This window comes from Pikeienuella sp. (assembly GCF_046290545.1).
In the GTDB taxonomy this organism is placed as follows: domain Bacteria; phylum Pseudomonadota; class Alphaproteobacteria; order Rhodobacterales; family Rhodobacteraceae; genus Pikeienuella.
This window is the reverse complement of sequence record NZ_JBKAGV010000006.1, coordinates 41522-65719: the sequence shown is the minus strand read 5'-3', so window position 1 is coordinate 65719 and position 24198 is coordinate 41522. Positions and strand designations below refer to the sequence as shown.

Sequence of the window (24198 nt, the reverse complement as noted above, 5' to 3'; positions counted from 1 at the left end):
CGCGAAGCTGACATGAAGGGCAAGACTCAATCGGTGCAGGGTGGGTTAGCTTTTTCCTAACGTCGTCAGAATGGCCAGATCATAGGCAGGAGTGGAACCGATATGGCCACGACGAGCGCTTCGAGCGGCAGGCCGAGCCGCCAGTAGTCCCCGAAGCCGAATCCGCCGGGGCCGAGGATGAGCGTGTTGTTCTGGTGGCCGATGGGCGTGAGGAAGGCGCAGGAGGCCCCGATGGCGACGGCCATGAGGAAGGCGTCCGGATTCACGCCGAGCGCGGAGGCCGCGCCGAGCGCGACGGGGCACATCACCGCCGCCGTCGCCGCGTTGTTCACGAGGTCGGAGAGGAACATGGTGACGACGAGGATGAGCGCGAGGCCGATCATCGGGCTCCCGCCCGAAAGCCCGCCGATCAGCGCGTCGGCGATCACCGCGGCCGCGCCCGTCGTCTCCATCGCGCCCGCGACGGGGATGAGCGCGCCGAGGAGCACGATCACCGGCCAGTCCACCGCGTCATAGGCGGTGCGGGGCGGGACGATCCCGGTCGCCATCGCCGCGAGGGCGCCGCCCGCGAAGCCGATGGCGGCGGGAACGAGCCCGAGGGCGACGGTCAGCAGCGCCGCCGCCATGATTCCGGCGGCGAGAAAGGCGCGCTTGCCGTCCGGCATCGAGAGGTCGCGGGCCGCCAGCGGCACGGCTCCGGTATCCGCCGCGAATTCGGAAAGCGCGTCCGCCGGCCCCTGCATGAGAAGGAGATCGCCGGGCTTCAGAAGGAGGGTCCGGAGCCGCGCGCGGCTCCGTCGCCCGTCCCGCGCCACGGCGAGGAGGTTGACGCCGAACCGGGTGCGAAGATGCATCTGCGAGGCGGAGCGGCCGGCGAGCGCGGAGCCGGGGCGGACGACATATTCCCGCATCTCCACATCCTCCCGCGCCTCGTCGCCCCGCTTCTCCTCCTCCAGCTTCAGGCCGAGCGAGGAGAGCGCGTCCGCCAGGCCCTCCATCTCCGCCTCGACGACGAGAATGTCCCCCGCCCGCGCCTTCCGCGCGCCGTGCGGCGCCTCGATCCGGACGCCGGAGCGGACGAGGGCGACGATCTGCCCCCCCTCCATCTCCGCCTCCACGGCGCGCACCGTCATGCCCGCGGCCCGGCTTTCCTCGCCGAGCCGGAGTTCCACGAGATAGCCGCCGGTCTCGAACCCCTCGGTCCCCCCCACCTCCCTCGCCGGGGTCAGCCGCCAGCCGAGAAAGGCGACGAAGGCGACGCCCGCGAGCGCCACGGCGAGGCCGACCGGCGTGAAGTCGAACATCCCGAAGGCCTCGCCCCCCGCGCTCGCGCGGAAGCCGGAGACGATGAGGTTCGGCGGCGTGCCGATCAGCGTCGTCATGCCGCCGAGGATCGTGCCGAAGGCGAGCGGCATCAGCGCCCGCCCGGGCGGGACGCCATGCGCCTTCGCCATCTGCCCTGCTATCGGCATCAGGAGCGCCATCGCCCCCACATTGTTCATGAACCCCGAAAGGAAGGCTCCCAGCCCCACAAGGGCCGCGAGGCTGAGCGAGAAGCCTGCATCCTTCGGCAGCACCGCCCGCGCCAGCGCCTCCGCCGCGCCCGTCGTCTGCAGCCCGCGGCTCAGGATCAGCACGCAGGCGACGGTGATGACGGCGGGGTGCCCGAACCCCGCGAAGGCCTCCTCCCCCGGAACGAGCCCGGCGGCGAAGGCGGCGAGGAGGGCGCCGAGCGCCACCATGTCGTGCCGCCATTTCCCCCAGAGGAACATGCCCCCCGCCGCGGCGAGGATGAGGAGGATGAAGGCCTGGTCTTCGGTCATGCGCGCTCCGGTCCGGGGCGGGACAATGGCGCATCGCCCGCCGAGCCGCTATCCCGGAAGACGAAGGAGAGTGCCCATGCGTTCCATCGAGATCCTAGACCGCCTCATCGCCTTCCCGACCGTGAGCCGGGACCCGAACATCGCCCTCATCGACCATGCCCGCGCCCTGCTGGAGGCGGCGGGGGCGCGGATCACGGTCATTCCGGACGCTGGCGGCGGCAAGGCGAATCTCTTCGCCACGATCGGCCCGGCGGACAGGCCGGGCGTCATGCTCTCCGGCCATACCGACGTCGTGCCGGTGGACGGACAGGACTGGTCCTCCGACCCGTTCCGCCTCGTCGATCGGGAGGGGAAGCTCTTCGGCCGCGGGGCGGCGGACATGAAGGGCTTCGTCGCCTCCGCCCTCGCCGCGGCGGAGGAGGCGGGGCGGCGGCGGCTCTCCACGCCGCTCCACATCGCGCTTTCCTATGACGAGGAGGTCGGCTGCCTCGGCGTCCGGTCCCTCATCGACATGATGGAGGCGGCGCCGATCCGCCCGCTCTTCTGCATCGTCGGGGAGCCGACCGCGATGCAGGTCGCGACCGGGCACAAGGGCAAGCGCGGGCTCCGCGCGATCTGCCGCGGGCGGGAGGGGCATTCCGCGCTCGCGCCCATGGCGCTCAACGCGCTCCATCTCGCCGCCGACTTCATCGGCGCGATCCGGGCCGAGCAGGCGCGGATCGAGGCGGAGGGATTGCGGGACGGGGATTACGACGTGCCCTACACCACGCTCCATGTCGGCAAGATCGCGGGCGGCGTCGCGCTCAACATCGTGCCGAACCGGGCGGAGATCGAGTTCGAGATCCGAAACCTCGCCGGGGACGACGCGGACGCGATCCTCGCCGGGCTCGCCGAGAAGGGAGACGCCATCGCCGCGGCGACGGGCGATCCCGCCGCTTCCATAAGCTTCACGGAATTCATGGGCTATCCCGGGCTCGACACGCCGCCGAGCGCGGAGATCGTGAGCTTCGTGAAGGGGCTGACGGGCGGCAACTCCACCATCAAGGTCGCCTACGGCACCGAGGGCGGGCTCTTCTCCGCGAGGCTCGGAACGCCGACCGTGGTCTGCGGCCCGGGCTCGATGGAGCAGGGCCACAAGCCGGACGAGTTCGTCTCCCGCGCGCAGATGGCGGCCTGCGATTCGATGATGGCGGCGCTGCTCGGCCGGCTGGAGGCGGGGCTCTGACCCCGCCGCCGCTCAGTCGTAGTGGCGGACGCGGTAATCGCGCCGGTCGTAGCGGTGGCGGTATCCGCGATGGCCGCGGTCCCGATAGACATGTTTCTCGACGATGACGGGGCGCCGCCGGTCATAGCCGCGATCATAGCCCCTGTAGTGGCCGCGGTCGTAATGGTACACGCGGCGCGGCGGCGGGGAGTAATGGCGCTTGTCCCGGTCGTTGTCGATGATGATGGCGATGGCGCCGCCGGCCAGCGCGCCGAGCAGCACGCCGCGGAGCACGTCGTCATCCGCCGCGGCCTTCTGCGGCGCGGCTCCGATCAAGAGGCCGAGCGCCACGGCGCCGGCGAGAAGGGGCTTCAACATCGCGTCTTCCTCCTGTTGCCTGCCCCTCTCACGTCGGGGCCCGGCGCTTCCGTCGCAAGGACGGGGATGGGCGGAGCGTGAAGGAACGCGCATCGACCCGCAGCCATGGACCGCGCGGCCCTGCGCTGGTATGGAGCCCGCATGATCACGGATCGGGCCGTTCTGCGAATTACCGGCCCGGCGCCCCGCTGAGGGAGCGCCGGGTTTCCGCACGCCCCTTCCCCATCACGGATGACCGACATGGACGCCGAGACGACCGCGCCCGCCGCGCCCGACTACAAAGAGACGCTGTTCCTCCCCGAAACCGAATTCCCGATGCGCGCCGGGCTCCCCCAGCGCGAGCCGGAATGGCTGGCGCGGTGGGAGCGGCTGGACATCTACGCCCGCCTTCGCGCGAAGCCGGGCCGCAAGCCCTTCACGCTGCATGACGGCCCGCCCTACGCCAACGGGCATCTCCATATCGGCCATGCGCTGAACAAGACGATCAAGGACATGATCGTCCGCTCCCGCCAGATGATGGGGCATGACAGCCGCTATGTGCCGGGGTGGGACTGCCACGGCCTCCCCATCGAATGGAAGATCGAGGAAGCCTATCGCGCCAGGGGGCTCGACAAGGACGCGGTGCCGGTGGGCGAGCTTCGCGCCGATTGCCGGAAATTCGCCGAAGGCTGGATCGACGTGCAGCGCGCGGAGTTCAAGCGCCTCGGCGTGATCGGGGACTGGGAGAATCCCTATCTCACCATGGATTACGCGGCGGAGGCGACCATCGCCGCCGAGTTCATGAAATTCGTGATGAACGGGAGCCTCTATCAGGGCTCGAAGCCGGTCATGTGGTCCGTGGTCGAGAAGACGGCGCTGGCCGAGGCCGAGGTCGAGTATCACGAGCACAAGAGCCATACGGTATGGGTGCGGTTTCCGGTGGCGATGGTTGGTCAGGCAAACAACCTGAACCTTGCGGACTTCGATGATCTGCATGCTGCGTCGGTTGTGATCTGGACAACGACCCCGTGGACCATTCCCCAGAACCGCGCGATCTGCTTCAATCCGCTCGTCGCTTACGGACTCTACCGCGTCACCGAAGCGGGCGAAGAGGCGAAGGCCGCGAACGGTGATCTCCTGCTTCTCGCTGACCGTCTGGCCACCGACTGCTTCGAAAAAGCGAAGGTTGTGGGATACGAACGTGTCCGAGCGGTTTCCGCCGAGGAACTGTGTCGAATCTCGTGCAGCCACCCGTTCGCGGGTCTGGTGGATCATTCGGCTCCGAGCAGCAACCGTTGGGACTTTACCGTTCGGATGCTCCCCGGCGATCATGTGACCGACGACGCCGGAACCGGCTTTGTCCACACCGCCCCCTCGCACGGCGCGGACGACTACAACGTCTATCTCCAGTTCAAGAACCAGTATCCTGATCTTGAGATGACCCACAACGTCCTCGAGGACGGCTCCTTCCGCGCCGATCTCCCGTTCTTCGGCGGGCAGGTGATCTTCGACGCGCAGGGGAAAGAGGCGGGCGCCAACGTCGCCGTGATAAAGAAGCTGGCCGAGGTCGGCGCGCTTTTCGCCAAGGGCTCGGTGCGCCATTCCTATCCGCATTCCTGGCGCTCCAAGGCGCCGCTGATCTTCCGCAACACGCCGCAATGGTTCGCCGCCATCGACCGGACGCTGGAGGACGAGCACAACGACTACGGGACCACGATCCGCGCCCGCGCGCTGGCCTCCATCGACAAGCTGGTGAGCTTCTACCCCGCCACGGGCAAGAACCGCCTCCGCTCGATGATCGAGGCGCGGCCCGACTGGGTGCTCTCCCGCCAGCGCGCCTGGGGCGTGCCGCTCACCTGCTTCAGGCGGGAAGTCCGGCCCGGCGAGGTTGAGGTTCTTCGGAACGAGCACGTCAACGGCCGGATCGAGGCCGCCTTCCGCGCGGAGGGGGCGGACGCCTGGTTCGCGGAGGGGGCGAAGCAGCGCTTCCTCGGCGGGATCGAGGGCGTGAACCCCGACGAATGGGAGAAGGTGGACGACATTCTCGACGTCTGGTTCGACTCGGGCTCCACCCACGCCTTTGTCCTCCGCGACCGGGCGGACGGGACGGAGGACGGGATCGCCGACGTCTACATGGAGGGGACGGACCAGCATCGCGGCTGGTTCCATTCCTCGCTGCTGCAGGGTTGCGGCACGATGGGCCGCGCGCCCTATCGCGCCGTGGTGACGCACGGCTTCACGCTCGACGACAAGGGGCAGAAAATGTCCAAGTCGCTCGGCAATGTCGTCGCGCCGCAGGCGGTGATCGACGAGTATGGCGCGGACATCCTCCGCCTCTGGGTCGCGCAGGCCGACTACATGGCGGACCAGCGGATCGGCCCGAAAATCCTGAAGGGGACGGCGGACAGCTATCGCCGGCTCCGCAACACGATGCGCTTCCTCCTCGCCAATCTCGAAGGGTTCGATGAGGCGGAGCGGGTCGCCCCGGCGGAGATGCCGGAGCTGGAGCGCTGGCTGCTGCACAGGCTGGCGGAGCTCGACGAGGCGGTGCGGAAGGGCTACGGCGAATACGATTTCGCCGGGGTCTTCTCGAAGCTCTTCCAGTTCGCGACGGTCGACCTCTCCGCGATCTATTTCGACATCAGGAAGGACGCGCTCTATTGCGATGCGCCGTCCTCCCTCCGCCGCCGCGCCGCGCGGACGGTTCTGGACCTGATCTTCCACCGGCTGACCACATGGCTCGCGCCCGTGCTGGTCTTCACGATGGAGGAGGTCTGGCTCACGCGGTATCCGGGCGAGGAGGAGTCGGTCCACCTGCACGACTTCCCGGCGACGCCGGACTGGCGGGACGAAGCCCTCGCGAGGAAATGGGAGGGCGTGCGCCGGGCCCGCCGCGTCGTCACCGGCGCCCTCGAAGTGGAGCGGCGGGAGAAGCGGATCGGCGCCTCGCTGGAGGCGGCGCCGGTGGTTCATGTCTCCGATCCGGGCCTCAAGGCGGCGCTGGAGAGCGTGGATTTCGCGGATCTCTGCATCGTCTCCGCGCTCCGGATCGAGGCGGGGGAGGGGCCGGAGGGCGCCTTCCGGCTCGACGACGTGGCGGGCGTCTCGGTGGTTCCCGCTTTGGCGGAGGGCGCGAAATGCGCTCGCTGCTGGAAGGTGCTGCCCGATGTCGGGCTTCATGCGCATGAGGCCGTCTGCGGCCGCTGTGACGAGGCGCTCTCGGGCTGAGGTCGCGCCGCGCCCGTTCCCGGAGCCGGGGGCGGGCGCAATCTCCACGGTTCGGGATGGGGGGCCTGGCTCCGGCGGTAGGATTCGAACCTACGGCCGTCCGATGCCTTCACTTCGTTCAGGACCTCGAAAAGCTTCGCTTTTCTCACTTCAACAGAGGTGCTCTGATACGCTAATACCGATTTGGAATCTAAATGTGTGACTGGATGTGTGCAAGGGACCGTTCATGAATTGATGACCCATCGAACACCTGACGGCGAGTAGACGATGAGAGAACGACGGAACGAAGAATTGAGACACGACATCTCGGATAACGAAATTAATTCAATCAGTTATGCGATCGTGTTCGTAACACCCCTCGTTTCAGCTTTGCTCACCTAATGTCGACGTGTGGGGTGTAGGGGTGGCCAGCATTCTAGAAAAGCCACCTCGAAAAAATCTCAACAAAAATGGCGTATGAAAGGGCGGGCAACGGACATTCGGAGCGTGGGCGAGCGACGAGCTAGGGTATCTAACAAGCCGACATCGCCATGATCCTAAGCAAGGACATCAGACAATGATGATCGGCAGGTCAGTCCGTAAACCTAAACGCAAGCCGAACATCGACCCCGCTAGCGCGCGCATCAGAAGTGGATGCCGGCGCAGACTTAGTAGTCGTGGAGTGCCTCCAAACCATGACGGATGGATGAAGAAGCAGAGCGACAATCAGTGACACCGCAGCAAAGATTTTCGGTCCTAGCGGGAGAATAAGTACGTTTCTTTCATGTGTTTCAAACTCGACAATTCTTCTAACTTCGTAGAATAGAGTCTCTGGCTTCATGAGATCGTATCTTTGGAGAAGTTCGCCCTCTTCCAAAAAACTAAATTCGAGGTTGTTCTTTTCAATTTCCACCTCAAAACGCGGGTCGGTTCCAACAGGAGTCAGACAGTAAATCCGGTCTGGTTCAAGCAGGTCTATGGCGCCGACTGCTCGTCCATACTCATATCCGGCACCAATTATAAGCGCTAAAGACTCTCTAGAAAAGGATGCTTCACCAATAAAGGCAGGAAGCACTGGGCCGAATGACTGAACCACGTCCAAACGGTGCGATGGTTCGGTAAATTCCCTTGGGAAATAGCAAATCGTGACGGAGCTAACGCGACTCTTATTTTCAAATATTGCCTTAAGCAGAAGAGCAATCTTCTCTCGGTCAAAAGAGGTTACATCAAGCGTTATCGAAATTTGCTCTCTCAAATTGATTAACTCAACCAAACGCTTGAGAAGTTTGCAAAAATCTGCAATGAGCTCCGCACTCCTAAGACATTCGGCCTCAATATTCTCACGATAAGAATGGAGATCTCCCGACCGATAATCAAAAATTATAGCCTCACCGTTGTATCTGTCCGAAGTTAACTTTTTAAGAGCTTCGATCGATCGGCGTTCGTAGCCCACACACCCAACAAATAGATCAGGTTGAACATCACCGGGTTCTATCAATGCCACATCAACCATCGTCTTTTGCCCAACTCAGCAGATCAGGCTGATCTATATACGACCGCCGAGTCCTCGGCATCCCTGAAAGCACTCTCGGTTGGCCTGTGATAGTCGGAAGCTTATAAAATGGCGCAAGCCGATGGGATGCGCGAAACCGACAGCCTTCAAGATCAAAAATCAACTGCTTTCGACCTGTCGTTTGATCTACGACCAGTGCACCCGAATTTACTGCCAGAATTAAAGCCTCACTCAAATGCGGGTTGAGCCCTTTTACTTCATACGAAAGTGGCGGCTCTGGTTGAAAATCCGATGCTAACAGAACCTCACTTAGAAAATCGCCCAACGTATCAACCAGTTGCAGAGGTGATTGGAGCTGACTACTCACTATGTCACCTGAATACGTATGAGCCGAAACGAGAGCTCTGAAGCGGTCCACATTCCGACTTATCGCCCTGTTCTGCGCTACGGCGGAATTCTCGCCACGCGCTAGACTTCTAAGTAAATCTGTTACATAGTACTTTATTGCGCGAGGATTCCCCTCTGTTAGGTCCAGCATCTGATCAAAACCATGGTAGTACCCGAAACCCTTCGCCGACGTTCTCCGGCTATCTATATGTGATTTCCCTCCCCCTTTTACAAGATAATAACTACGGATCTCCGCAATCGGAGCCGGCTTTCGGATCACCTGGGCTCTTTTATTGTTGCCCTTCAGTGTCTGTAGGTCGCCAGCCCTATTTATTCCATTGCGCTTCATGTAATCGACGTAAGATTTATCTCCCGCCTGAACTGCCATTGCGTGGATGGCCACAAAATCTCTTTCGAAACCATTCTCTGTGAAACGCCGTGTACCGCGGTGTATTGATGAAGACGAGTTCAAATAATTAATGAACGTGTCAATTTGGATTCCCGCCAGATCGCACTCATTCTTTATAAGGCGCTTAGCCAGAGAGTAGTCTGGATTCGCGAACTTGTTCGCTAGAATAACTGTATGAAAATCCTGACCGTCTGTCGGCCCGCTTTCAGAAGCGGCCATACGTTGTTCGAGAGAGTAGAAATCAATGTACGGGAAAAGAGAAAACTTTAATACAGCTCTTTGATCGAATGAGCGCAGGTTCTCATACAGTTGAGCTAAAACACGTTTAGGAGCAATCTCCATTTCATCAAAACATACGCTCCATCTCAGATCTGCACAGTGACTGCCAACAATATCAAAGAAGCCCTTCAGCGCAATAAGAAAATCATACTTCTGATATTTCATAACTAGTTCGAGTTCCGATCTGTTCGGAAGCGACGTTATTGCAGAGCGGTATTGATTTGAGCGTTGTAAAAGTGCCAGCTTCAGACCAACAAAGGAATTTTGAGCTCTTTGAAGTCCCCAAAACACAGAGCATTGATTGCAGATATCCTTTTCCTCTATGTCAGTGAGAGAGACAGACCAAGGCTGCAAAACCTGGCTGTCGCCTTGGTCTGTATCAACCAACGCATCCTCAAAGGAACTTACTAACTGGTGTAAGCAATGATCAACAAAAAGGCCATTTAGAATATGGTCTCTCTCATAGTCTTCACTTAAAGCCCCCGAGATTGATTGAGCAGTCCCTCGCCATATGGACTCTGCAGGAATATAAATGGGCACGTATCCAAAATCGATGTCCCGCAATATGCTCTTCAGGTCGTCTCTCTGGTGAAGGTGTGTTAGCCCCGACGCGGTCAGGGCCTTCATCACGGTTGTCTTACCTAGCCCCCTTGGCCCCACTAAAACTAGATTATGAAAAGCCGCAACCTGCTCGAAGTAGTCGGGCATCACAAATGACTCAGCGATTTGCTTGGGAGTTGCGTTTCTAGCATTGAAAGACGAATTGATTCTCATCCACCGCCCCCTTGAACTATTACGCCGCTGATTCTAGACTGCTTTGTGACGACTTCAAGCCCAATTCCGTCAAGCCGGCTGTTCAGTGTGTCGATTTCATCTGGCGTTAAATATTCAATTTCAGGTATAGCTTCGAATAGTTTGTCGCGATTTATTGAGGCGACTACCTTGAGATCTTTGATAGCCTGCTCTATCTTGGCTAGCTCGGGCACGGGGCCAAACTTGAGAACGTGTGGCATTGAATGTTTCTTGCTCGGCTCCCAACGCGCAGCACTCCAATCCCACGAGAACACCGCGCCCTGAGCTCTCTCGGTTGTCGAGGTGTCGTATTCGATCAGATGAAATTGATTAGAGTAATGACTACCTTGCCCGAGGTATGGATAAGCGGCAAGGCTCGCCGCTGAGAGCAACGCTGGATATTTCGTATCAGCATTCTGTCTCTTTAACTTTACGAGATGCTTGTGGCCATGTACGACAAAACATGTCTTTGAAGATCCTGCGAGTAGTTCAAGAAGCCGTGGCCCTTTTGGGACTTCATCATAATTTGAATCCAATACGCCATCGACCTTAACTGGATGATGGTGCATGGCGATCAATACATGGCTACAAGAGCTATTATCGATCGCTGTCATAATGCGGTCAATCATGCCATCAGTAAGGTATCCCACCGACCATATACTTGAAGAAGTTGCACTGTCCTTTCCCATGCCATGCAGCATGCAAGTATCGATCGCAACGACGAGGCACTCCCCTATTTCGAGCGCGCCAACACCGTGTTGATGATATCCATTGCAAAAATCATCGTCAGCCGATGGAAATTTGGGTTTAACCTGCTTCAGAAATTCGACTCTCCCTGCTGCTTCCTCCATGTCATCGACGCGGGTCGCAATGTCGTGGTTTCCAGTTACACCAATAACATTAGGTATCTTGAGTGCTTCCGCCACTTCGTGCAGATCATGCCAAACCTGCAGCATCACAAGCTTCTTGGCCTGATGAGCGAAGTCTCCTAAGCAGATCAGGGCATCAATCGAAAGTTCCTTGCTCTTGAGGCACTCTGCTATGGCCAAGACTGGATTGCTTACGGGGGTTCTACTTTCGACCTTGAAACTACTTCCATCGTCCCCATGATAGCCATTAAGCTTAGACAGTTCCTCCGATATCGCGTGAATGTCGCTTACAATTAAAAATCGTTTCAATGACTTAACCACCCAAAACTGCTACTAGTTCCTGTTCGGATTTTCGCCTGCCGGCGAAGCCGCCTACGTTTCGGATGACGGATATATCGCCTACTATATATTTCCGGAAGGCTTCTCTAAATTCTGAGCAGTTCTTATATGAAACAACTACTTTGTTTCTCCTAGACATCCGCACTGAAACTTCCAGTAATCTTTGTAGGTCAATTTTCTTGAACGTATTCGATCCATACTCGCCAAAAACTCTTTCATCATTGGTGAAGTAGGGTGGGTCCATGTAGATACAAGCACCATCTGGATCTAGTCGATCTAAGAACGCTTCGAAGTCTCTCGCTGTGAGGTGAGCCGATCGCAGGGTTTGTGAAAACTCCTGAAAATTATCTCGCGACAACTTCCTTTTCGGTTTTTGACGCCCGCCATACGGCGTGTTAAATTCGCCCGCTTTGTTAGTGCGGTATAGGCCATTAAAACAGAAGTGGTTCAAGTAAACAAAGAGCCCTGCCTTTTCTGGGCAGTCACCTAGTTCGTTATACGTGTCTCTTGCTTGGTAATACGAAACTTCCTCAACGGGGACTCTGTCATAGTAATACCAAACTAAATTGGGCGTGTTGCGCGTATGCTTAAAGAAACAAATCAACTCAAAATTCAAATCATTTAAATAGCTTTCGGCTGGCGAGTTCTCGAAAAAGAAAAAGGCAGAGCCGCAAAAGGGCTCAACATAAGCTCGATCAAAGCTCAGATACGGTCTGATCTGGTCAGACACTTGTGACTTGCTTCCGGCCCATTTGAGTAGCTTCGTTTTGGTTGTCATTCGCGGATGTTAGCACTGGTTCACTCGTTCTCAAACACCGATTTTCATCACCGGCCGTTGTCTCGAAGTCAGCATCCGCTCGAATGTAGATCCCGTACCGCGAGAGAATGCTGACTGACTGGATATCGCGCATCTGGTCGGCATTCTCACCGCGGTCGGTGGTTCTCGACTCATATCCAAATTTGCCGCAGATCGATTTTCGAGAAGGGGAGGAGACCTTAGCGCGTCTATTGCGAGTGTCCGCTAAGGTGTGCTGCGGCACAGGTGATGCCTTGACATGAGAGAGGAGGAGCCGAAGCCTCTCCCCCCGTTCGATCAGGCGAACTCAGGCATCCTCAGCTTCTGCACTTCGGGCAATACGCTGCCAAAGGAAACCTTCGTCTCGCCAATCTTCAGGCGAGCGGTCTTACCTTGGCCTGGGTTGTCGTCGATCAAGTAGCCCTCATGCACGGCCGCCTTAACGTTCCGGCTCACGACACCGGGATCAATATTCAGTAAGTCGGCCACCTGCCTCTGAGATACCGTTTCGAAGACACCGTGCTTCCAGTGTCCGTCGCTGCTCGTCATCTCGGTTACCGCTTCGACAACGGCTTTCACACCGTCAGGCGTCGATAGACCGAGACCACGAGCGAGCATGTCCTCAAGCAGGCTGCGGACGACGCCGTAATCTTCGAGTGTGGCGATGACAGCCCCGTTCTGGTCCCTCTCCCGCTCGAAACAGTGCAAGAGTGCAACAGTCTGTATCAGGCTCAGGACCTTCGGGAAGTCCCTCATGATCCTCAGATGTCTCGCGGGCAGCAAAGCCACGATCTGATCCGCAAAGGGCACGACCACTTTGAACCGCCCCTCTCTCAGCTTTCGATAGTGATCGTGGAACGGTTGGAGTTCTTCAGCCGACGGCTGGGTGACCGTTCCCATCGCCTGCGCCATCAGAACCTCGCGGATGTATTCTGCGCCTTCTTCCACCGTGTAAGACAGGAATCTGTTCTCGTCCTCCTGATGCAGTCTGTTGCTGGTTGTCGTCATGATCACCGAACAAGGCCCCTCCACCGGGGGAAGCGTGCTCGCCTCCAATCCCGCCTTGGTGCTCTGCACAGTGGCGTATTTGATGCTCCCTTCCGTGAGTAGCTGGCGGAGGAACACCCGCCCATCGCCGCTCCCCCAGCCTGCCGCTTCCTGAATGATCAGCGTCCGATGCTTCAGGTCGAGCGTGTCGCCCATATAGGCGAGTGCCTTTTCCGACATGGCGTGAAACTCGCTGAACGCCTCTTCGGGGACGTATCTCTGTCCAGCTTTGAGCGCGAACGACTTGCCTGCGCCAGAGGCTCCCTTGATCAGGAGCGATACTGGATTGTCCAGCAGGGCCGATACGATGCAGAGATAGGACAAGATGGCCGGGTTGGTGTTTCCGACGTAACCGTGCTTGAGTATGCAGTCTTTCAATTGATCTAACATTATGTTTACTTTCTATAATTTGATTGATAAAACTGCGCCAGAAATTGACGCAACAGCCCTTATATGGGTCGATCAGAGCAGATTAAAAGATGCGATAAATTCGCATTGTTTTATCATTTTATCTGGTCTTGCTTATGGCCGATACACTCCCTGAAGCCATCGGACTATCGTGGGTATCTGAACCTCTTGCATCCCCTGCTCGGCCATCCAAGCGCGCAGCAGTCGGGCCTGCTCTGTGACTGTCGCAGCGATATCCTCACCCGCTTCCAATCGTCGCCGGAACTCTTGCACTGTTGCACCCTTGTCAGAGGGACGGCCCCTTGGTCTCCGCTCAGGCTGCTGATCGGGGAACCAGAAGCGCGGAAGCGGCCAACCTTTAACCTCACAGAACTGGGCTAGCTGGTTTCGACCTATATCAACACTGGCGGGTGGAAGCTCGTCTAACGGAGGGAAAGCGTCTTCGGGCATCTGACCGTAGCGAACGACATCCCGCCCGAGATAAATCTGAAAGACAAACCTCCTTAACTCGCGTTCAATCGCTTGACGAGAAATCCCCCCTATCGTTTCCTGAGCAATCAATTCTGCCACTTCTTCTAATGGTAAGAACTGAATATTTGCAAGATACAACAGTAAATTCCCTATTTTTAATCTTCATTGCGCTTGTTTATCACCGCCAACACCACTGATATTGCCAATGGCAAAAAAAATAATAGCTGCCCATCCGGGCTCAATAACGGAGATGGGCAGTATTCTATAGTGATATCGCAATCTGCATCGACAAATGTCGCAGTATAAAGACCGTCAAATAACAAAGGAATGAAGCCAATGAGAAAGAGGCTTATTGAAATAGTTTGCATCATTGAAAAAATTTTAACCTTTTCTGATACGAATTAGATAGTCGATATAACTTATGGGAGTCGAGTAATTTATCATTTGATCTATAGGCGCAGTCTGCTCAGCCAAGCAGTCTTTGCTTCCAATCCATAACCTTTGCCATACCCGCTCCCTACAGACCCAACAGACGCCCATCCCCCGAGCTGGTCTATCAGTTCCAAGGGGCACTCAACCGCCCTGAGACGGTCCCTGAACGCGTGTCTGAGGCAATGCGCCGTCTTCCCATCGAACTCCCTCTTGAGCCAGCCGTTCACCGCGTTGGAGGCGTGGGTCGCCTGTATCCGCCCGTCCCTCAGATATTGAGGATAAAGGTAACCGTCCCTGCGGTCACCGGCAACGATCTTGATCGCCTCAAGCGCCATGCCCACAAGTGGGAGTTCTCTTTCGCTTCCCTTCGTCTTCAACCGCCTCGCCTCATGGGGAACGATGCGGATGATCCCCGCTTCAAGATCAATGTCCGACAGCCGAAGCCCCACGATCTCACCAATCCGGCAACCCGTCTCGCCAAGGATCGGCATAAGCAGCTTGACGTGAGACCCTGACCGAAGCGCCAGCCGATAGCCCCGCCTCAACTCGTCTGTCGTGAAGGGCTCCCGCTTCGTTGCGTCTTCCCCCTCTCCCTGAATGAGCAACCGACCGAACGGATTCCGCTTCTCGATATCGAACTCGGCATAGCCATGATTGAGGATCGCCGAGATTGACCCGACCCTGCGCCTGATCGTTCCTGTCGTGCCTCCCTTGCCCCTCAGGTGAGCGACGAAGGCTCTGGCGTCGTGTCTGGTATAGTCCCTGATATCCTTGTCGCCAGCGACAGAGAGCAAAGCCCTGACAGCCGTTCTGACGGGCTCCGGGTTGATCCGCCTGAGGCCCAGGTATCCCTCCGTCAACGCCGCAAGAGTGCAAGAGCGGGGCTTGGAGGCTTCCACCAGCGCGGCAAGGTCGACGCCATGCCGAACCGTCTCCGCCTTCCATATGGCGTTCAGGCTTTCGGTGATCCGTTCAGCCGTCTCTCTGGCCTCATCCTCGTCACGAGACAGCTTGACCCGGACGAACTCCCCGAAGGCTTCGACAGCGTGAGACGGGACGCGGCGATTGTAGTAGATTGACCCGTTGCGCTGAAGCGTGTGCCGGATAGCGGCAGGCTTTCCCTTGCGCCTTGTGTGACCGTTTGTGTGCATGAAACACATGCTCCATCAGAGTTTCTCCAATGGTATCAGGTGCTTCGGAGCGGGGCCTGGCTCCGGCGGTAGGATTCGAACCTACGGCCGTCCGATTAACAGTCGGATGCTCTACCACTGAGCTACGCCGGAACGGGCCGCCGCTTGCGCGACGCGCGGTGGATACAGGCGCGGGCCCGGCCTGTCCAGAGCCCTTTTCCGGCTTCGGGCGATTGCGCGGGCCGCGCCGCCGTCGCATTCTCCGGCCATGATCCCCGAATCCGAAGTCACCTTCGCGGGCAGTTTTCTGGACCGCGCCGACAAGCTGCGCGGCGACGGGCCGGAAATCGCCCGCCGCCTCGCCGAACCCGGAAGCCGCGCCGTGCCGTTCTGGCGCGGCAAGCCGCTCTTCGACCTGACGGAGGAGGGGCCGCGCCTTTCCTGGCTTTCCGTCGCGGAGCCGCTGGTGCGCGAGAGCCCGGAGCCGCCGCTCTTCCTCGGGCTCGACGATGGGGGCGTGGCCCATTTCGCCGCCGACGTCTCCTACATCGCCCCGCCGGACGAGAAGCCGGCGGAGTTCGTGGACCGGCGGACGCTCGACCTCTCGGAGGAGCGGAAGTTCATCGAACTGCGCGCCATCATGGGGGAGATCGACAAGCGGGACGCGGGGGTGGCGGCCTCGGCCAAGGGCATCTTCGAGTGGCGGCTGACGCACGGCTACTGCGCAAATTGCGGCGGCAAGAACGCCGTCGGCCATGCCGGCTGGCGGATGGACTGCCCCGCCTGCGGGCGCCAGCATTTCCCGCGCACGGACCCGGTGGTCATCATGCTGATCCTCGACGGGGACCGGGTTCTGCTCGGCCGGCAAACGGTCTGGCCGCCGAAGATGTATTCCCTCCTCGCCGGCTTCATGGAGCCGGGCGAGACGGTGGAGGAGGCGGTGCGGCGCGAGGTGATGGAGGAGGCGGGCATCCCCGTGGGCGAGGTCCGCTACGTCACCTCCCAGCCCTGGCCCTTCCCGGCCTCGCTGATGATCGGCTGCGCCGGGCGGGCGGAGGCGAACGCCATCGACCTCGGCGCGAACGAGCTGGAGGACGCGCTCTGGGTCTCCAAGGCGGAGGTGGCGGAGGCGCTCGCCGGCCGGTCGGACCGGATCGCCCCGGCGCGGAAGGGGGCGGTGGCGCAGGTCATCCTCAAGTGCTGGACGGAGGGGTTGATCGAGGGCTTCTGAGGCTCTCGGGCGGCGGATTTCCATGGAAATCGGGCTTCGTCCGTTGATTCCAAAGGATTTTTCAAAATTTCGAAATTTTTCAGGGCGGAGGGCGGCTGCAGCGGCGCGCCCGGCCGGCAATGAGAAGGGCGCGGGTTTCCCCGCGCCCCCGAAAATCCCGCGACGTTCGGCTCAGGCCGAGATCGGCCCGTCGTCGCGCCGGTTCCGGTCCGCCATGAACTGGTCGAACTCGGCCTTGTCCTTCGCCTTCCGGAGCTTGTCGAGGAAGCCGACGAAGGCCGTCCGCTCCTCCTCCAGCCGCCGCAGCGTCTCCGCGCGGTATTCGTCGAAGGCGGCGTTGCCCGTCTCGCCCATCCGTTCATTGCGATACTTGCGGCCCCAGCCGCCCTTGCTGCATCCCATCCGTCCGCTCCAGAGCATGTAGAAGAGAATCGCCAGGCCGAGCGGCCAGACGAGTATGAAACCGAGGACCATCGCCACGATCCAGGCGGGGCGGCCCTTCTCGTCCAGCCACGCCTCGGCGCTTCTCAGCCATTCGCCGATCTTGTTCACGTCAGCAGCCTCCTTCCCGGCATGTTAATGTTAATCACATTCACATAGATGGGAGAGGCCTTCCGGGCCGTCAAGCGGCGACGGGCGAAAAATCGTCAGGGGTCTTCGGGGATGAAGCCCAGGCCGCGCAGATAGATCGCGGCGCCGGCCTCCAGCAGGTCCTCCGCCGGGATCGGCGCGCGGCGCCGCGCTTCGTCCCCCCGCCCGAAAAGCGCGGTGACGCCGTGGCTGAGCGCCCAGAGGTGATAGGACATCATCAGGACGGGCGGCCGCTTCGCCTCCGGCATCTTCTCCGCCAGCTTCGCGCAGGCGCGATGGAGGGCGTTGAAGGCGCGGTCGGCGGCGGCGCGCAGCTCCGGATCCCGGTCGGGCGAGACGCCGGCCTCGAACATCGCGGCGAAATAGGCGGGTTCCGCCTTCGCGAAACCGAGATAGGCGCGCCCCACGCGCTCGAAAGCCGAGAGCGCGGAGGGGCGCCCTTCGTCCCACGCCGCCTCCAGCCTTGCGGCGAAAAGCTCGAAGCCGCGCCGGGCCGTCTCGACGATCAGTTCGTCCCGGTCCTTGAAATGGCGGTAGGGCGCGGCGGGGGAGACGCCGGCGCGCCGCGCCGCCTCCGCGAAGGAGAAGCCGTTCGGCCCCTTCTCCGAGATGAGCGAGAGCACGGCCTCGACGAGGGCCGACTTCAGGTTGCCGTGGTGATAGCTGTTGCGGCCCATGCCTCCTATATGGCCCGCCGGCGCGCCGGGGGCCAGCGCCGCGCGCGTGCGTCTCACGGGGAGCCCCGCCCCCTCTCCCGAAGGAGACGGGCGCGCGGGCGGCGCTTCCACCCTCCCGGCGCGAGGCGTGCGAGGAGAAAGGGCGGGACGGGTTTCGCATTTTCCGATTTCCACCTATCTCCCGCACCATGACCCGCGCCCCGCTTCTCCTCCTCGCCGTTCTCGCCGCGCCGGCGGCCGTTTCCGCCGCGCCTTGCGCCCCCGCCCCCGGCGCGATCTGCGCCGGGGGGGAGGCGCTGGACGAGGCCGGTCTCCTCGCGCTGCTCAAGGGGGCGGATATCGCCATCCTCGGCGAGCGCCATGACAATCCGCGCCACCACGAATGGCAGGCGCGGCTGACCGAGGCGCTGGCCCCCGGCGGCCTCGCCTTCGAGATGATCCCGCAGGAGAAGGAGGACGCGGCGAACAACGCCCGCGACCTCGGGGAGGATCTCGGCGAGGCGCTGGACTGGGCGAATTCCGGCTGGCCGGACTGGGCGATGTACGCGCCGATCTTCGAGGCCGCGCCGGAGGCATGGATCGCCGGCGGCGGCGTGCCGCGCGAGGCGCTGATGCGGAGCGCGCAGGAAGGCGCGGCGAAGGCGGGGGGCGAGGCGCTGGCCCGCTACCGGCTCGACGAGCGGATGCCGGAGGACGTGGCGAAGGACATGATCCGCGAGCAGGACGAGGCGCATTGCGGCGCCCTGCCCACCGCGATCCTCCCCGGCATGGTCGAGGCGCAGCAGCTCCGCGACGCCGCCTTCGCTGACGCGGCGCTCAGGCTCCACGAGGCGGGCCATCGGCCGGTCGTCTTCATCACCGGCAACGGCCATGCGCGGACGGACCGGGGCTCGCCCCTCTATCTCCGCCGCGCCGCGCCGGAGGTGACGGTGGTCTCGGTCGGGTTGATCGAGATACCGGAGGGGGCGGACCCGGCGGCGCTGGAGGGCGGCGCGCCGTTCGACGCGGTGATCTATACGGAGCCGTTCGACCGGGGGGACCCCTGCGAGGCGTTTCTGAAGTCGCGGGGGAAGGATTGAGCGCCGTGCAGGCCGATATTGCTGCGGCACGGCGCCGGTTCGCCGAAGACATCAGGGCTGCGGCCCCGGTCGTCCATGATCCCCGGATTGTCGAAGCGTTCGCGCGGGTCGAACGTGAGCAATTTCTTGGAGACGGGCCGTGGATGCTGCATCCGCGCGCCTTTGACCGCCCGCCTGTGGCTAGCCCGAGCGCTGATCCGCGCCATGTCTACCACGACCTCCTGATCTCCATTGACGACGCCCGAGGGCTGAACAGCGGGCTCCCGTCGCTCTGGGCCTATTATCTCGACAAGCTCGACATCAAGCCCGGAGAGACCCTGCTGCAGGTCGGCGCCGGGGTCGGCTATTTCACGGCGATCATGGCGGAACTCGTCGGGGCTTCCGGGCGGGTGATCGGCTATGAGATCGATGCGGCGCTTGCGACGCGCGCCAGGGCCGCCTTGAGAGGCCGCCCGAATGTGGAGATCATCGCAGGCGACGCCACCGCCGTTTCCGGGTTACCCGCGTTGGACGTCATCGTCGCCTTCGCCGGCGCAACGCATGTTCCGGAGCCCTGGCTCGCGGCGCTCGCGCCGGGCGGTCGCATGGCGGTTCCCTTCACCGGATCAGACGGCTGGGGCTTCATGCTCAGGCTCGAAGACAAGGGGGGCGCGCTCAACGCCGCGTCGCTCGGACGGTGCGGGTTCTATCCTTGCGGCGGCGCCCGGAGCGACGCCGAGGCTGAAGCGCTGTCCGCCGCGCTCCGCGGCTCGGGCGGGTCGCCCCCACCGCTGAGCCGGATGGAGCGCAGCGACGGCTTGCAGGCGTGGTATGCCGGAGACGGCTTCAGGCTCGTCGCGGCCTGACGCCCCGCGGGCGGCTCAGCCGCCCCGCCTGATCCGATACGCCGTCGCCCCGCGCTCCCGCGGCTCCTGCGCCAGCAGCTCATGCCCCTGCTCGGCGCAGAAATGCGGCATGTCCACCACCGCCGCCGGATCGTCCGCCAGCACTTCGAGCACGGCGCCGGGGGGCATCGCCGCGAGGCGTTTGCGCGCCCGCAGGACGGGGAGCGGGCAGAGGAGGCCGGTCGCGTCGAGGCGTTCGGGGATGGGGGCGGTCATTTGCGGAAGCGGTCGAGGAGGCGGGCGAACGGGTTTTCCGGCGTTTCGGGCTTCGGCTCCGGCGCGGGCTCGGCCTTCGGCGCCTCGGCCTTCGGCGGCTTCGGGCGCTGCGGCGCGGCCCTGAGCGCCACCGCGTTCATGAAGCCGGCGTCATCCCCCGCCGCGAGGGCCGGCGCGCCGTCGGCGCAGCCTCTCAGCACGTCGTCGAGCCAGCCCTCCTCCGCCTTTGCGAAGTCGTGGAGGACGTAGTTCGCCACCTCCTCCTTCCGCCCGGGATGCCCGACGCCGAGGCGGACGCGGGCGTAGTCGGGCCCGAGATGCTGGTGGATCGACCGAAGGCCGTTATGGCCGGCATGGCCGCCGCCATGCTTCACCCGGCACTTGCCGGGCGCGAGGTCGATCTCGTCATGGAAGACGGTGATCTCCGCCGGCTCGATCTTCAGGAAGCGCGCGGCCTCGCCGACCGACTGGCCGGAAAGGTTCATGAAGGTCTGCGGCTTCAGGAGGAGGGCCCGCACGTCTCCGAGCCGGCCTTCGGCGACCTCGCCCTGGTGCTTCTTCCGCCACGGGGAGAAGCCATGCGCCTCCGCGATCCGGTCCAGCGCCATGAAGCCGATGTTGTGGCGGGTGCGGGCGTAGCGGGCGCCGGGATTGCCGAGGCCGACGAGGAGTTTCATGCGCGCCCTCCCGAAAGCGAAGCGCCGCCCGGGAGCCGGGCGGCGCGATCCGTCTCAGGGGCGGGGAAGGCTCACGCCTCCTCCGCCTCCTCCTCCGCCTCGTCCTCGGCGGCGATGAGGCCGGCCGGGGCGGCGATGTTCGCGATCACGAAGTCGCGGCCGGTGATGGTCGGCGTCGTGCCCTTCGGCAGTTCGATCTGGCTGATCGTGATGACGTCGCCGATCTTCTTGCCGGAGAGGTTCGCGACCAGCTTCTCCGGGATGTCGCCCGCGGTCACCTTCAGCTCGACCTCCTGCCGCACAACGGTCACGACGCCGCCGGCGCGGAGGCCGGGGCAGGTCTCGTGCCCGACGAACTCGACGGGGATGTAGAGGTTGATCCGGCTCCGCTCGGACAGGCGGAGGAAATCCGCGTGGATCGGCAGGTCCTTCACCACGTCGCGCTGCACCTCGCGGCAGATCACGCGGTTGTCCTTCCCGTCCACCTTCACGTTGAGAAGGGTGGACTTGAACTTGCCCGCCTTGAGGTGCCGCATCAGGACATTGTCCTTGATCGCGATGGTTTCGGGCGCCTGCCCGCCGCCGTAGATCACGGCGGGGACGTATCCCTCGCGGCGCGTCTGGCGGGCGGCCCCTTTGCCCGCGTCGGCCCGCGCCCGGGCCTCGATGATCGGCATGTCAGCCATGATGTTCTCCTATCCAGCGCGGCGATCCTCCAGGGGTGTAAGCGCCGCGGACGCGGGCTTATAGTCGAAGCGACGGAAGAGTCAAAGACGAAGGGGCGGGGATGGTCACGGTCGGGGATGCGGACGGCCGGATCGGCCGGGACGAGCTGGAGCGGCGGGGCGCGAAGGGCGCGGGCGCGCTGGCGGCGATGGGGGTGGAGGCGGGCGACATCGTCGCGCTCCTGATGCGGAACGACCTCGCGCAGCTCGAACTCATGCGCGCCGTCGCCATGGCCGGCGCCTCGCTCTGCGCGCTCAACTGGCACGGGGCGGCGCGGGAGGCGGCGGAGATCCTCGCCGATTGCCGGGCGAAGGTCGTCGTCGCCCATCGCGACCTCCTGCCGCTGCTGGCGGAGGCGCGGCCGGAGCGGGTCATCGCCGTGACGCCGGGGCCCGCGATCCGCGCCGCCTATGGCGTGAGCGCGGAGGCGGCGGCGGCGCGGCCCGACCTGCCGGAATGGGCGGCGCTGCGGGAAGCTTCGGCGCCGCTTCCGGCGCCGCGGCCGCAGCGGCCGCCGCTCCGCTACACGTCGGGCTCGACGGGCCGGCCGAAGGGCATCCGCCGCATCGCCCCGGCGGGCGGCGATTTCGGGGACGTGCTGCGCCGCGCGGCGCGGGAGATGATGCGGATGCGGCCCGGCGGGCGCTTCCTCACCGCCGCGCCGCTCTATCATTCCGCGCCCTCGACGCTGACCTCGATGGCGCTGGCGATGGGGGACAACGAGGTGACGGTGCTGCCGCGCTTCGAGCCCGAGGGATTCCTCGCCGCCATCGCGGATCGGAAGGCGACGCATCTCTATGCGGTGCCAACGATGTTCTCCCGCCTCCTGAAGCTGCCGGAGGCGGCGCGGGCGGCGCATGACCTTTCCTCCGTCGAGTTCTCCGTCTCCACCGGGTCGCCCTTCCCGCACGCGCTGAAGGCCGCGATGATCGAGTGGTGGGGGCCCGTGATCTGGGAGAGCTACGGCGCCTCCGAGATCGGCTTCATGACGATGGCGGGGCCGGAGGACGCGCTGGCGCGGCCCGGCACGGCGGGGCGGATGGCGCTGGGCGGGACGCTCCTGATCCTCGACGAGGCCGGGCGCGCGCTGCCGCCGGGGGAGACGGGGCGCATCTTCGCGCGGATGGAGGCCTTCGGCGGGTTCGACTATTCCAACGAGCCGGAAGCGAAGGAGGAGGCGCACGGCCATGTCTCGGTCGGCGATCTCGGCCGCGTGGACGCGGAGGGGTTCCTCTTCATCTCCGACCGGAAGAAGGACATGATCATTTCGGGCGGCGCCAACATCTTCCCCGCGGAGATCGAGGCCGCGCTGATCGAATGCCCGCTCGTGGCGGACGTGGCCGTCTTTGGCGCGCCGCACGAGGAGTTCGGGGAGATGATCGTCGCCGCGGTCCAGCCCGTGGCGGGCGCGGCGGGGGACGAAGGCGCGCTCCGGGCCTTTCTCGAAGGGCGGCTGGCCCGGATGAAGCATCCGCGCATCTTCGAGTTCCATGAGGCGCTGCCGCGGGAGGATTCGGGCAAGATCTTCAAGCGCCGGCTCCGCGCGAAGTGGTGGGAGGGCGCGGGGCGGGCGATATGACCGGGGAGCGGGTCGAGAGCAGATGGCTCGACTTTACTGCTATTTTCACTGAAATCCCTTGATTCGCTCCTTTCTCTCCGCTATCTCATAGGCACAATAGCACCCTTTGGGAGGGCTTCATGGGCCAGATGAGAGCGATTGAGGTCGACTTCGATGTTCACCAGGCTATCGAGTTGGAGCGAACTGGCTTCGAGGAGAGCCCCAATGACGCTTTGAGGCGACTTCTCAAACTGCCTCCAAAGGCACTAGGAACGACGACAGGCTCTCCAATTTCGCCTCAGAAAACTTCGCTGCCGGGCATTCGGCCGTGGTCTGGGAAGGGTGTCGAACTCCCCCACGGCACAGAACTTAGGATGGAGTATAACGGGCAACTGTTTCGCGGAAGCATTGAGAACGGAGAATGGGTGATTGACGGCAAGCGTTCAAATAGCCCCTCCGCTGCTGCGGCAAGTGTTGCTACTACGAAAAAGGGAACAAGACCGAGCCTCGACGGTTGGAAATACTGGGAGATCAAGCGTCCGAATGACGCCCATTGGCGCAAGCTTGGGGGGCTGCGAGGAAAATAGCCCATAATCGCAGAGAGACAGACATCGGGGGGCAGACGGACTAGTTGAGGAGGATCGTAGTGGAGCGGGTCACGGGCGGCTGCCTCTGCGGCGCGGTGCGGATCGCGGCGGCGGGGCGGCCCCTGCGGGTCGGCCTCTGCCATTGCCTCGACTGCCGGAAGCATCACGGCGCGCTCTTCCACGCCTCCGCGATCTTTCCGGAGGGGGCGGTCACGGTCTCGGGGGAGGTGCGGGAGTACAGGGGGCGGGCTTTCTGCCCGGTCTGCGGCTCCTCCGTCTTTTCCTGCTCGGAGGGCGAGATCAAGGTCCATCTCGGGGCGCTGGACGAGCCGGGCGCGTTCGAGCCGACCTACGAGCTCTGGACGATCCGGCGGGAGCCCTGGCTGCCGCCCTTCCCCGGCCTCGCGCTCCATGAACGCGACCGGGAGGGCGAGGGGCGCTGAGCCGCCTCCGTTTTTTGGCGCGATCATTCAAGAAACCGGCGCAAGGGCGCGCGATCTTCGCCTCAT

At 62.5% G+C, this 24198-nt stretch carries 21 protein-coding genes and 1 tRNA gene; 8 read left to right on the top strand and 14 right to left on the bottom strand.

The window, feature by feature from the left end; genetic code table 11:
* Nucleotides 1-65: 65 nt before the first annotated feature.
* Nucleotides 66-1823 carry an SLC13 family permease gene (locus ACE37J_RS04215; protein ID WP_409707512.1) on the bottom strand — a complete coding sequence of 586 codons (1758 nt, stop codon included), beginning with the start codon at nucleotides 1821-1823 and terminating at the stop codon, nucleotides 66-68.
* A 76-nt stretch (nucleotides 1824-1899) separates the two neighbouring features.
* Between ACE37J_RS04215 and argE the strand changes: the two genes are divergently transcribed.
* The gene (gene argE, locus ACE37J_RS04210; protein WP_409707509.1) at nucleotides 1900-3048 is read left to right on the top strand and encodes an acetylornithine deacetylase; all 1149 of its coding nucleotides are present in this window, start codon (nucleotides 1900-1902) and stop codon (nucleotides 3046-3048) included.
* A gap of 12 nt (nucleotides 3049-3060) precedes the next feature.
* Here argE and ACE37J_RS04205 read toward each other — a convergent pair whose 3' ends face one another.
* Complete coding sequence (locus tag ACE37J_RS04205) at nucleotides 3061-3405, bottom strand: hypothetical protein (RefSeq protein WP_409707506.1); 345 nt, start codon at nucleotides 3403-3405, stop codon at nucleotides 3061-3063.
* A gap of 240 nt (nucleotides 3406-3645) precedes the next feature.
* On the opposite strand from ACE37J_RS04205, the gene ileS reads away from it, so the two are divergent.
* Complete coding sequence (gene ileS / locus ACE37J_RS04200; RefSeq protein ID WP_409707988.1) at nucleotides 3646-6612, top strand: isoleucine--tRNA ligase; 2967 nt, start codon at nucleotides 3646-3648, stop codon at nucleotides 6610-6612.
* 571 nt (nucleotides 6613-7183) lie between these two features.
* On the opposite strand, the gene ACE37J_RS04195 is transcribed toward ileS, so the two are convergent.
* The 7 genes from ACE37J_RS04195 to ACE37J_RS04165 all read right to left on the bottom strand — a co-directional run bounded on the left by ACE37J_RS04195 (nucleotide 7184) and on the right by ACE37J_RS04165 (nucleotide 15616).
* Nucleotides 7184-8104 carry a hypothetical protein gene (locus tag ACE37J_RS04195; RefSeq protein ID WP_409707503.1) on the bottom strand — a complete coding sequence of 307 codons (921 nt, stop codon included), beginning with the start codon at nucleotides 8102-8104 and terminating at the stop codon, nucleotides 7184-7186.
* Complete coding sequence (locus tag ACE37J_RS04190; RefSeq protein WP_409707500.1) at nucleotides 8097-9887, bottom strand: hypothetical protein; 1791 nt, start codon at nucleotides 9885-9887, stop codon at nucleotides 8097-8099. Before ACE37J_RS04190 ends, ACE37J_RS04195 begins: the two co-directional genes overlap by 8 nt.
* Before the next feature lie 62 nt (nucleotides 9888-9949).
* Entirely contained in the window at nucleotides 9950-11161 is a 1212-nt protein-coding gene (locus tag ACE37J_RS04185; RefSeq protein ID WP_409707497.1) for a metallophosphoesterase family protein, read from the bottom strand.
* Nucleotides 11154-11957 (bottom strand): DNA adenine methylase, encoded by an 804-nt coding sequence (locus ACE37J_RS04180; protein WP_409707494.1) that lies wholly within the window; start codon nucleotides 11955-11957, stop codon nucleotides 11154-11156. Before ACE37J_RS04180 ends, ACE37J_RS04185 begins: the two co-directional genes overlap by 8 nt.
* A 315-nt stretch (nucleotides 11958-12272) precedes the next feature.
* Nucleotides 12273-13400: a hypothetical protein gene (locus ACE37J_RS04175; protein WP_409707491.1), complete on the bottom strand. Its 1128-nt coding sequence runs from the start codon at nucleotides 13398-13400 to the stop codon at nucleotides 12273-12275.
* A 950-nt stretch (nucleotides 13401-14350) separates the two neighbouring features.
* A complete protein-coding gene (gene xerC / locus ACE37J_RS04170; protein WP_409707488.1) occupies nucleotides 14351-15484 on the bottom strand; it encodes a tyrosine recombinase XerC in 1134 nt (377 codons plus the stop codon).
* A gap of 57 nt (nucleotides 15485-15541) precedes the next feature.
* Nucleotides 15542-15616, bottom strand: a tRNA-Asn gene (locus ACE37J_RS04165).
* 115 nt (nucleotides 15617-15731) lie between these two features.
* Between ACE37J_RS04165 and nudC the strand changes: the two genes are divergently transcribed.
* Nucleotides 15732-16694, top strand: a complete 963-nt coding sequence (nudC, locus tag ACE37J_RS04160; RefSeq protein ID WP_409707486.1) for an NAD(+) diphosphatase — start codon at nucleotides 15732-15734, stop codon at nucleotides 16692-16694.
* A 171-nt stretch (nucleotides 16695-16865) separates the two neighbouring features.
* Here nudC and ACE37J_RS04155 read toward each other — a convergent pair whose 3' ends face one another.
* A complete protein-coding gene (locus ACE37J_RS04155; protein ID WP_409707483.1) occupies nucleotides 16866-17246 on the bottom strand; it encodes a DUF2852 domain-containing protein in 381 nt (126 codons plus the stop codon).
* A gap of 95 nt (nucleotides 17247-17341) precedes the next feature.
* Entirely contained in the window at nucleotides 17342-17962 is a 621-nt protein-coding gene (locus ACE37J_RS04150) for a TetR/AcrR family transcriptional regulator (protein WP_409707985.1), read from the bottom strand.
* A gap of 188 nt (nucleotides 17963-18150) precedes the next feature.
* Between ACE37J_RS04150 and ACE37J_RS04145 the strand changes: the two genes are divergently transcribed.
* Nucleotides 18151-19041: a ChaN family lipoprotein gene (locus ACE37J_RS04145; RefSeq protein WP_409707480.1), complete on the top strand. Its 891-nt coding sequence runs from the start codon at nucleotides 18151-18153 to the stop codon at nucleotides 19039-19041.
* Between the two features lie 5 nt (nucleotides 19042-19046).
* Nucleotides 19047-19886 carry a protein-L-isoaspartate O-methyltransferase family protein gene (locus tag ACE37J_RS04140; protein ID WP_409707982.1) on the top strand — a complete coding sequence of 280 codons (840 nt, stop codon included), beginning with the start codon at nucleotides 19047-19049 and terminating at the stop codon, nucleotides 19884-19886.
* Between the two features lie 15 nt (nucleotides 19887-19901).
* Here ACE37J_RS04140 and ACE37J_RS04135 read toward each other — a convergent pair whose 3' ends face one another.
* The 3 genes from ACE37J_RS04135 to ACE37J_RS04125 form a co-directional block, all read right to left on the bottom strand.
* A complete protein-coding gene (locus ACE37J_RS04135) occupies nucleotides 19902-20141 on the bottom strand; it encodes a sulfurtransferase TusA family protein (protein ID WP_409707477.1) in 240 nt (79 codons plus the stop codon).
* The gene (gene pth / locus ACE37J_RS04130) at nucleotides 20138-20818 is read right to left on the bottom strand and encodes an aminoacyl-tRNA hydrolase (RefSeq protein WP_409707474.1); all 681 of its coding nucleotides are present in this window, start codon (nucleotides 20816-20818) and stop codon (nucleotides 20138-20140) included. Before pth ends, ACE37J_RS04135 begins: the two co-directional genes overlap by 4 nt.
* Before the next feature lie 71 nt (nucleotides 20819-20889).
* Nucleotides 20890-21507, bottom strand: a complete 618-nt coding sequence (locus ACE37J_RS04125) for a 50S ribosomal protein L25/general stress protein Ctc (RefSeq protein ID WP_409707979.1) — start codon at nucleotides 21505-21507, stop codon at nucleotides 20890-20892.
* Between the two features lie 98 nt (nucleotides 21508-21605).
* On the opposite strand from ACE37J_RS04125, the gene ACE37J_RS04120 reads away from it, so the two are divergent.
* The 3 genes from ACE37J_RS04120 to ACE37J_RS04110 all read left to right on the top strand — a co-directional run bounded on the left by ACE37J_RS04120 (nucleotide 21606) and on the right by ACE37J_RS04110 (nucleotide 24132).
* Nucleotides 21606-23123 (top strand): AMP-binding protein, encoded by a 1518-nt coding sequence (locus tag ACE37J_RS04120; RefSeq protein WP_409707471.1) that lies wholly within the window; start codon nucleotides 21606-21608, stop codon nucleotides 23121-23123.
* Nucleotides 23124-23242: 119 nt separating this feature from the next.
* A complete protein-coding gene (locus ACE37J_RS04115; RefSeq protein ID WP_409707468.1) occupies nucleotides 23243-23689 on the top strand; it encodes a hypothetical protein in 447 nt (148 codons plus the stop codon).
* Nucleotides 23690-23748: 59 nt separating this feature from the next.
* Nucleotides 23749-24132 (top strand): GFA family protein, encoded by a 384-nt coding sequence (locus ACE37J_RS04110; RefSeq protein WP_409707465.1) that lies wholly within the window; start codon nucleotides 23749-23751, stop codon nucleotides 24130-24132.
* The last annotated feature ends 66 nt before the right edge of the window (nucleotides 24133-24198 follow it).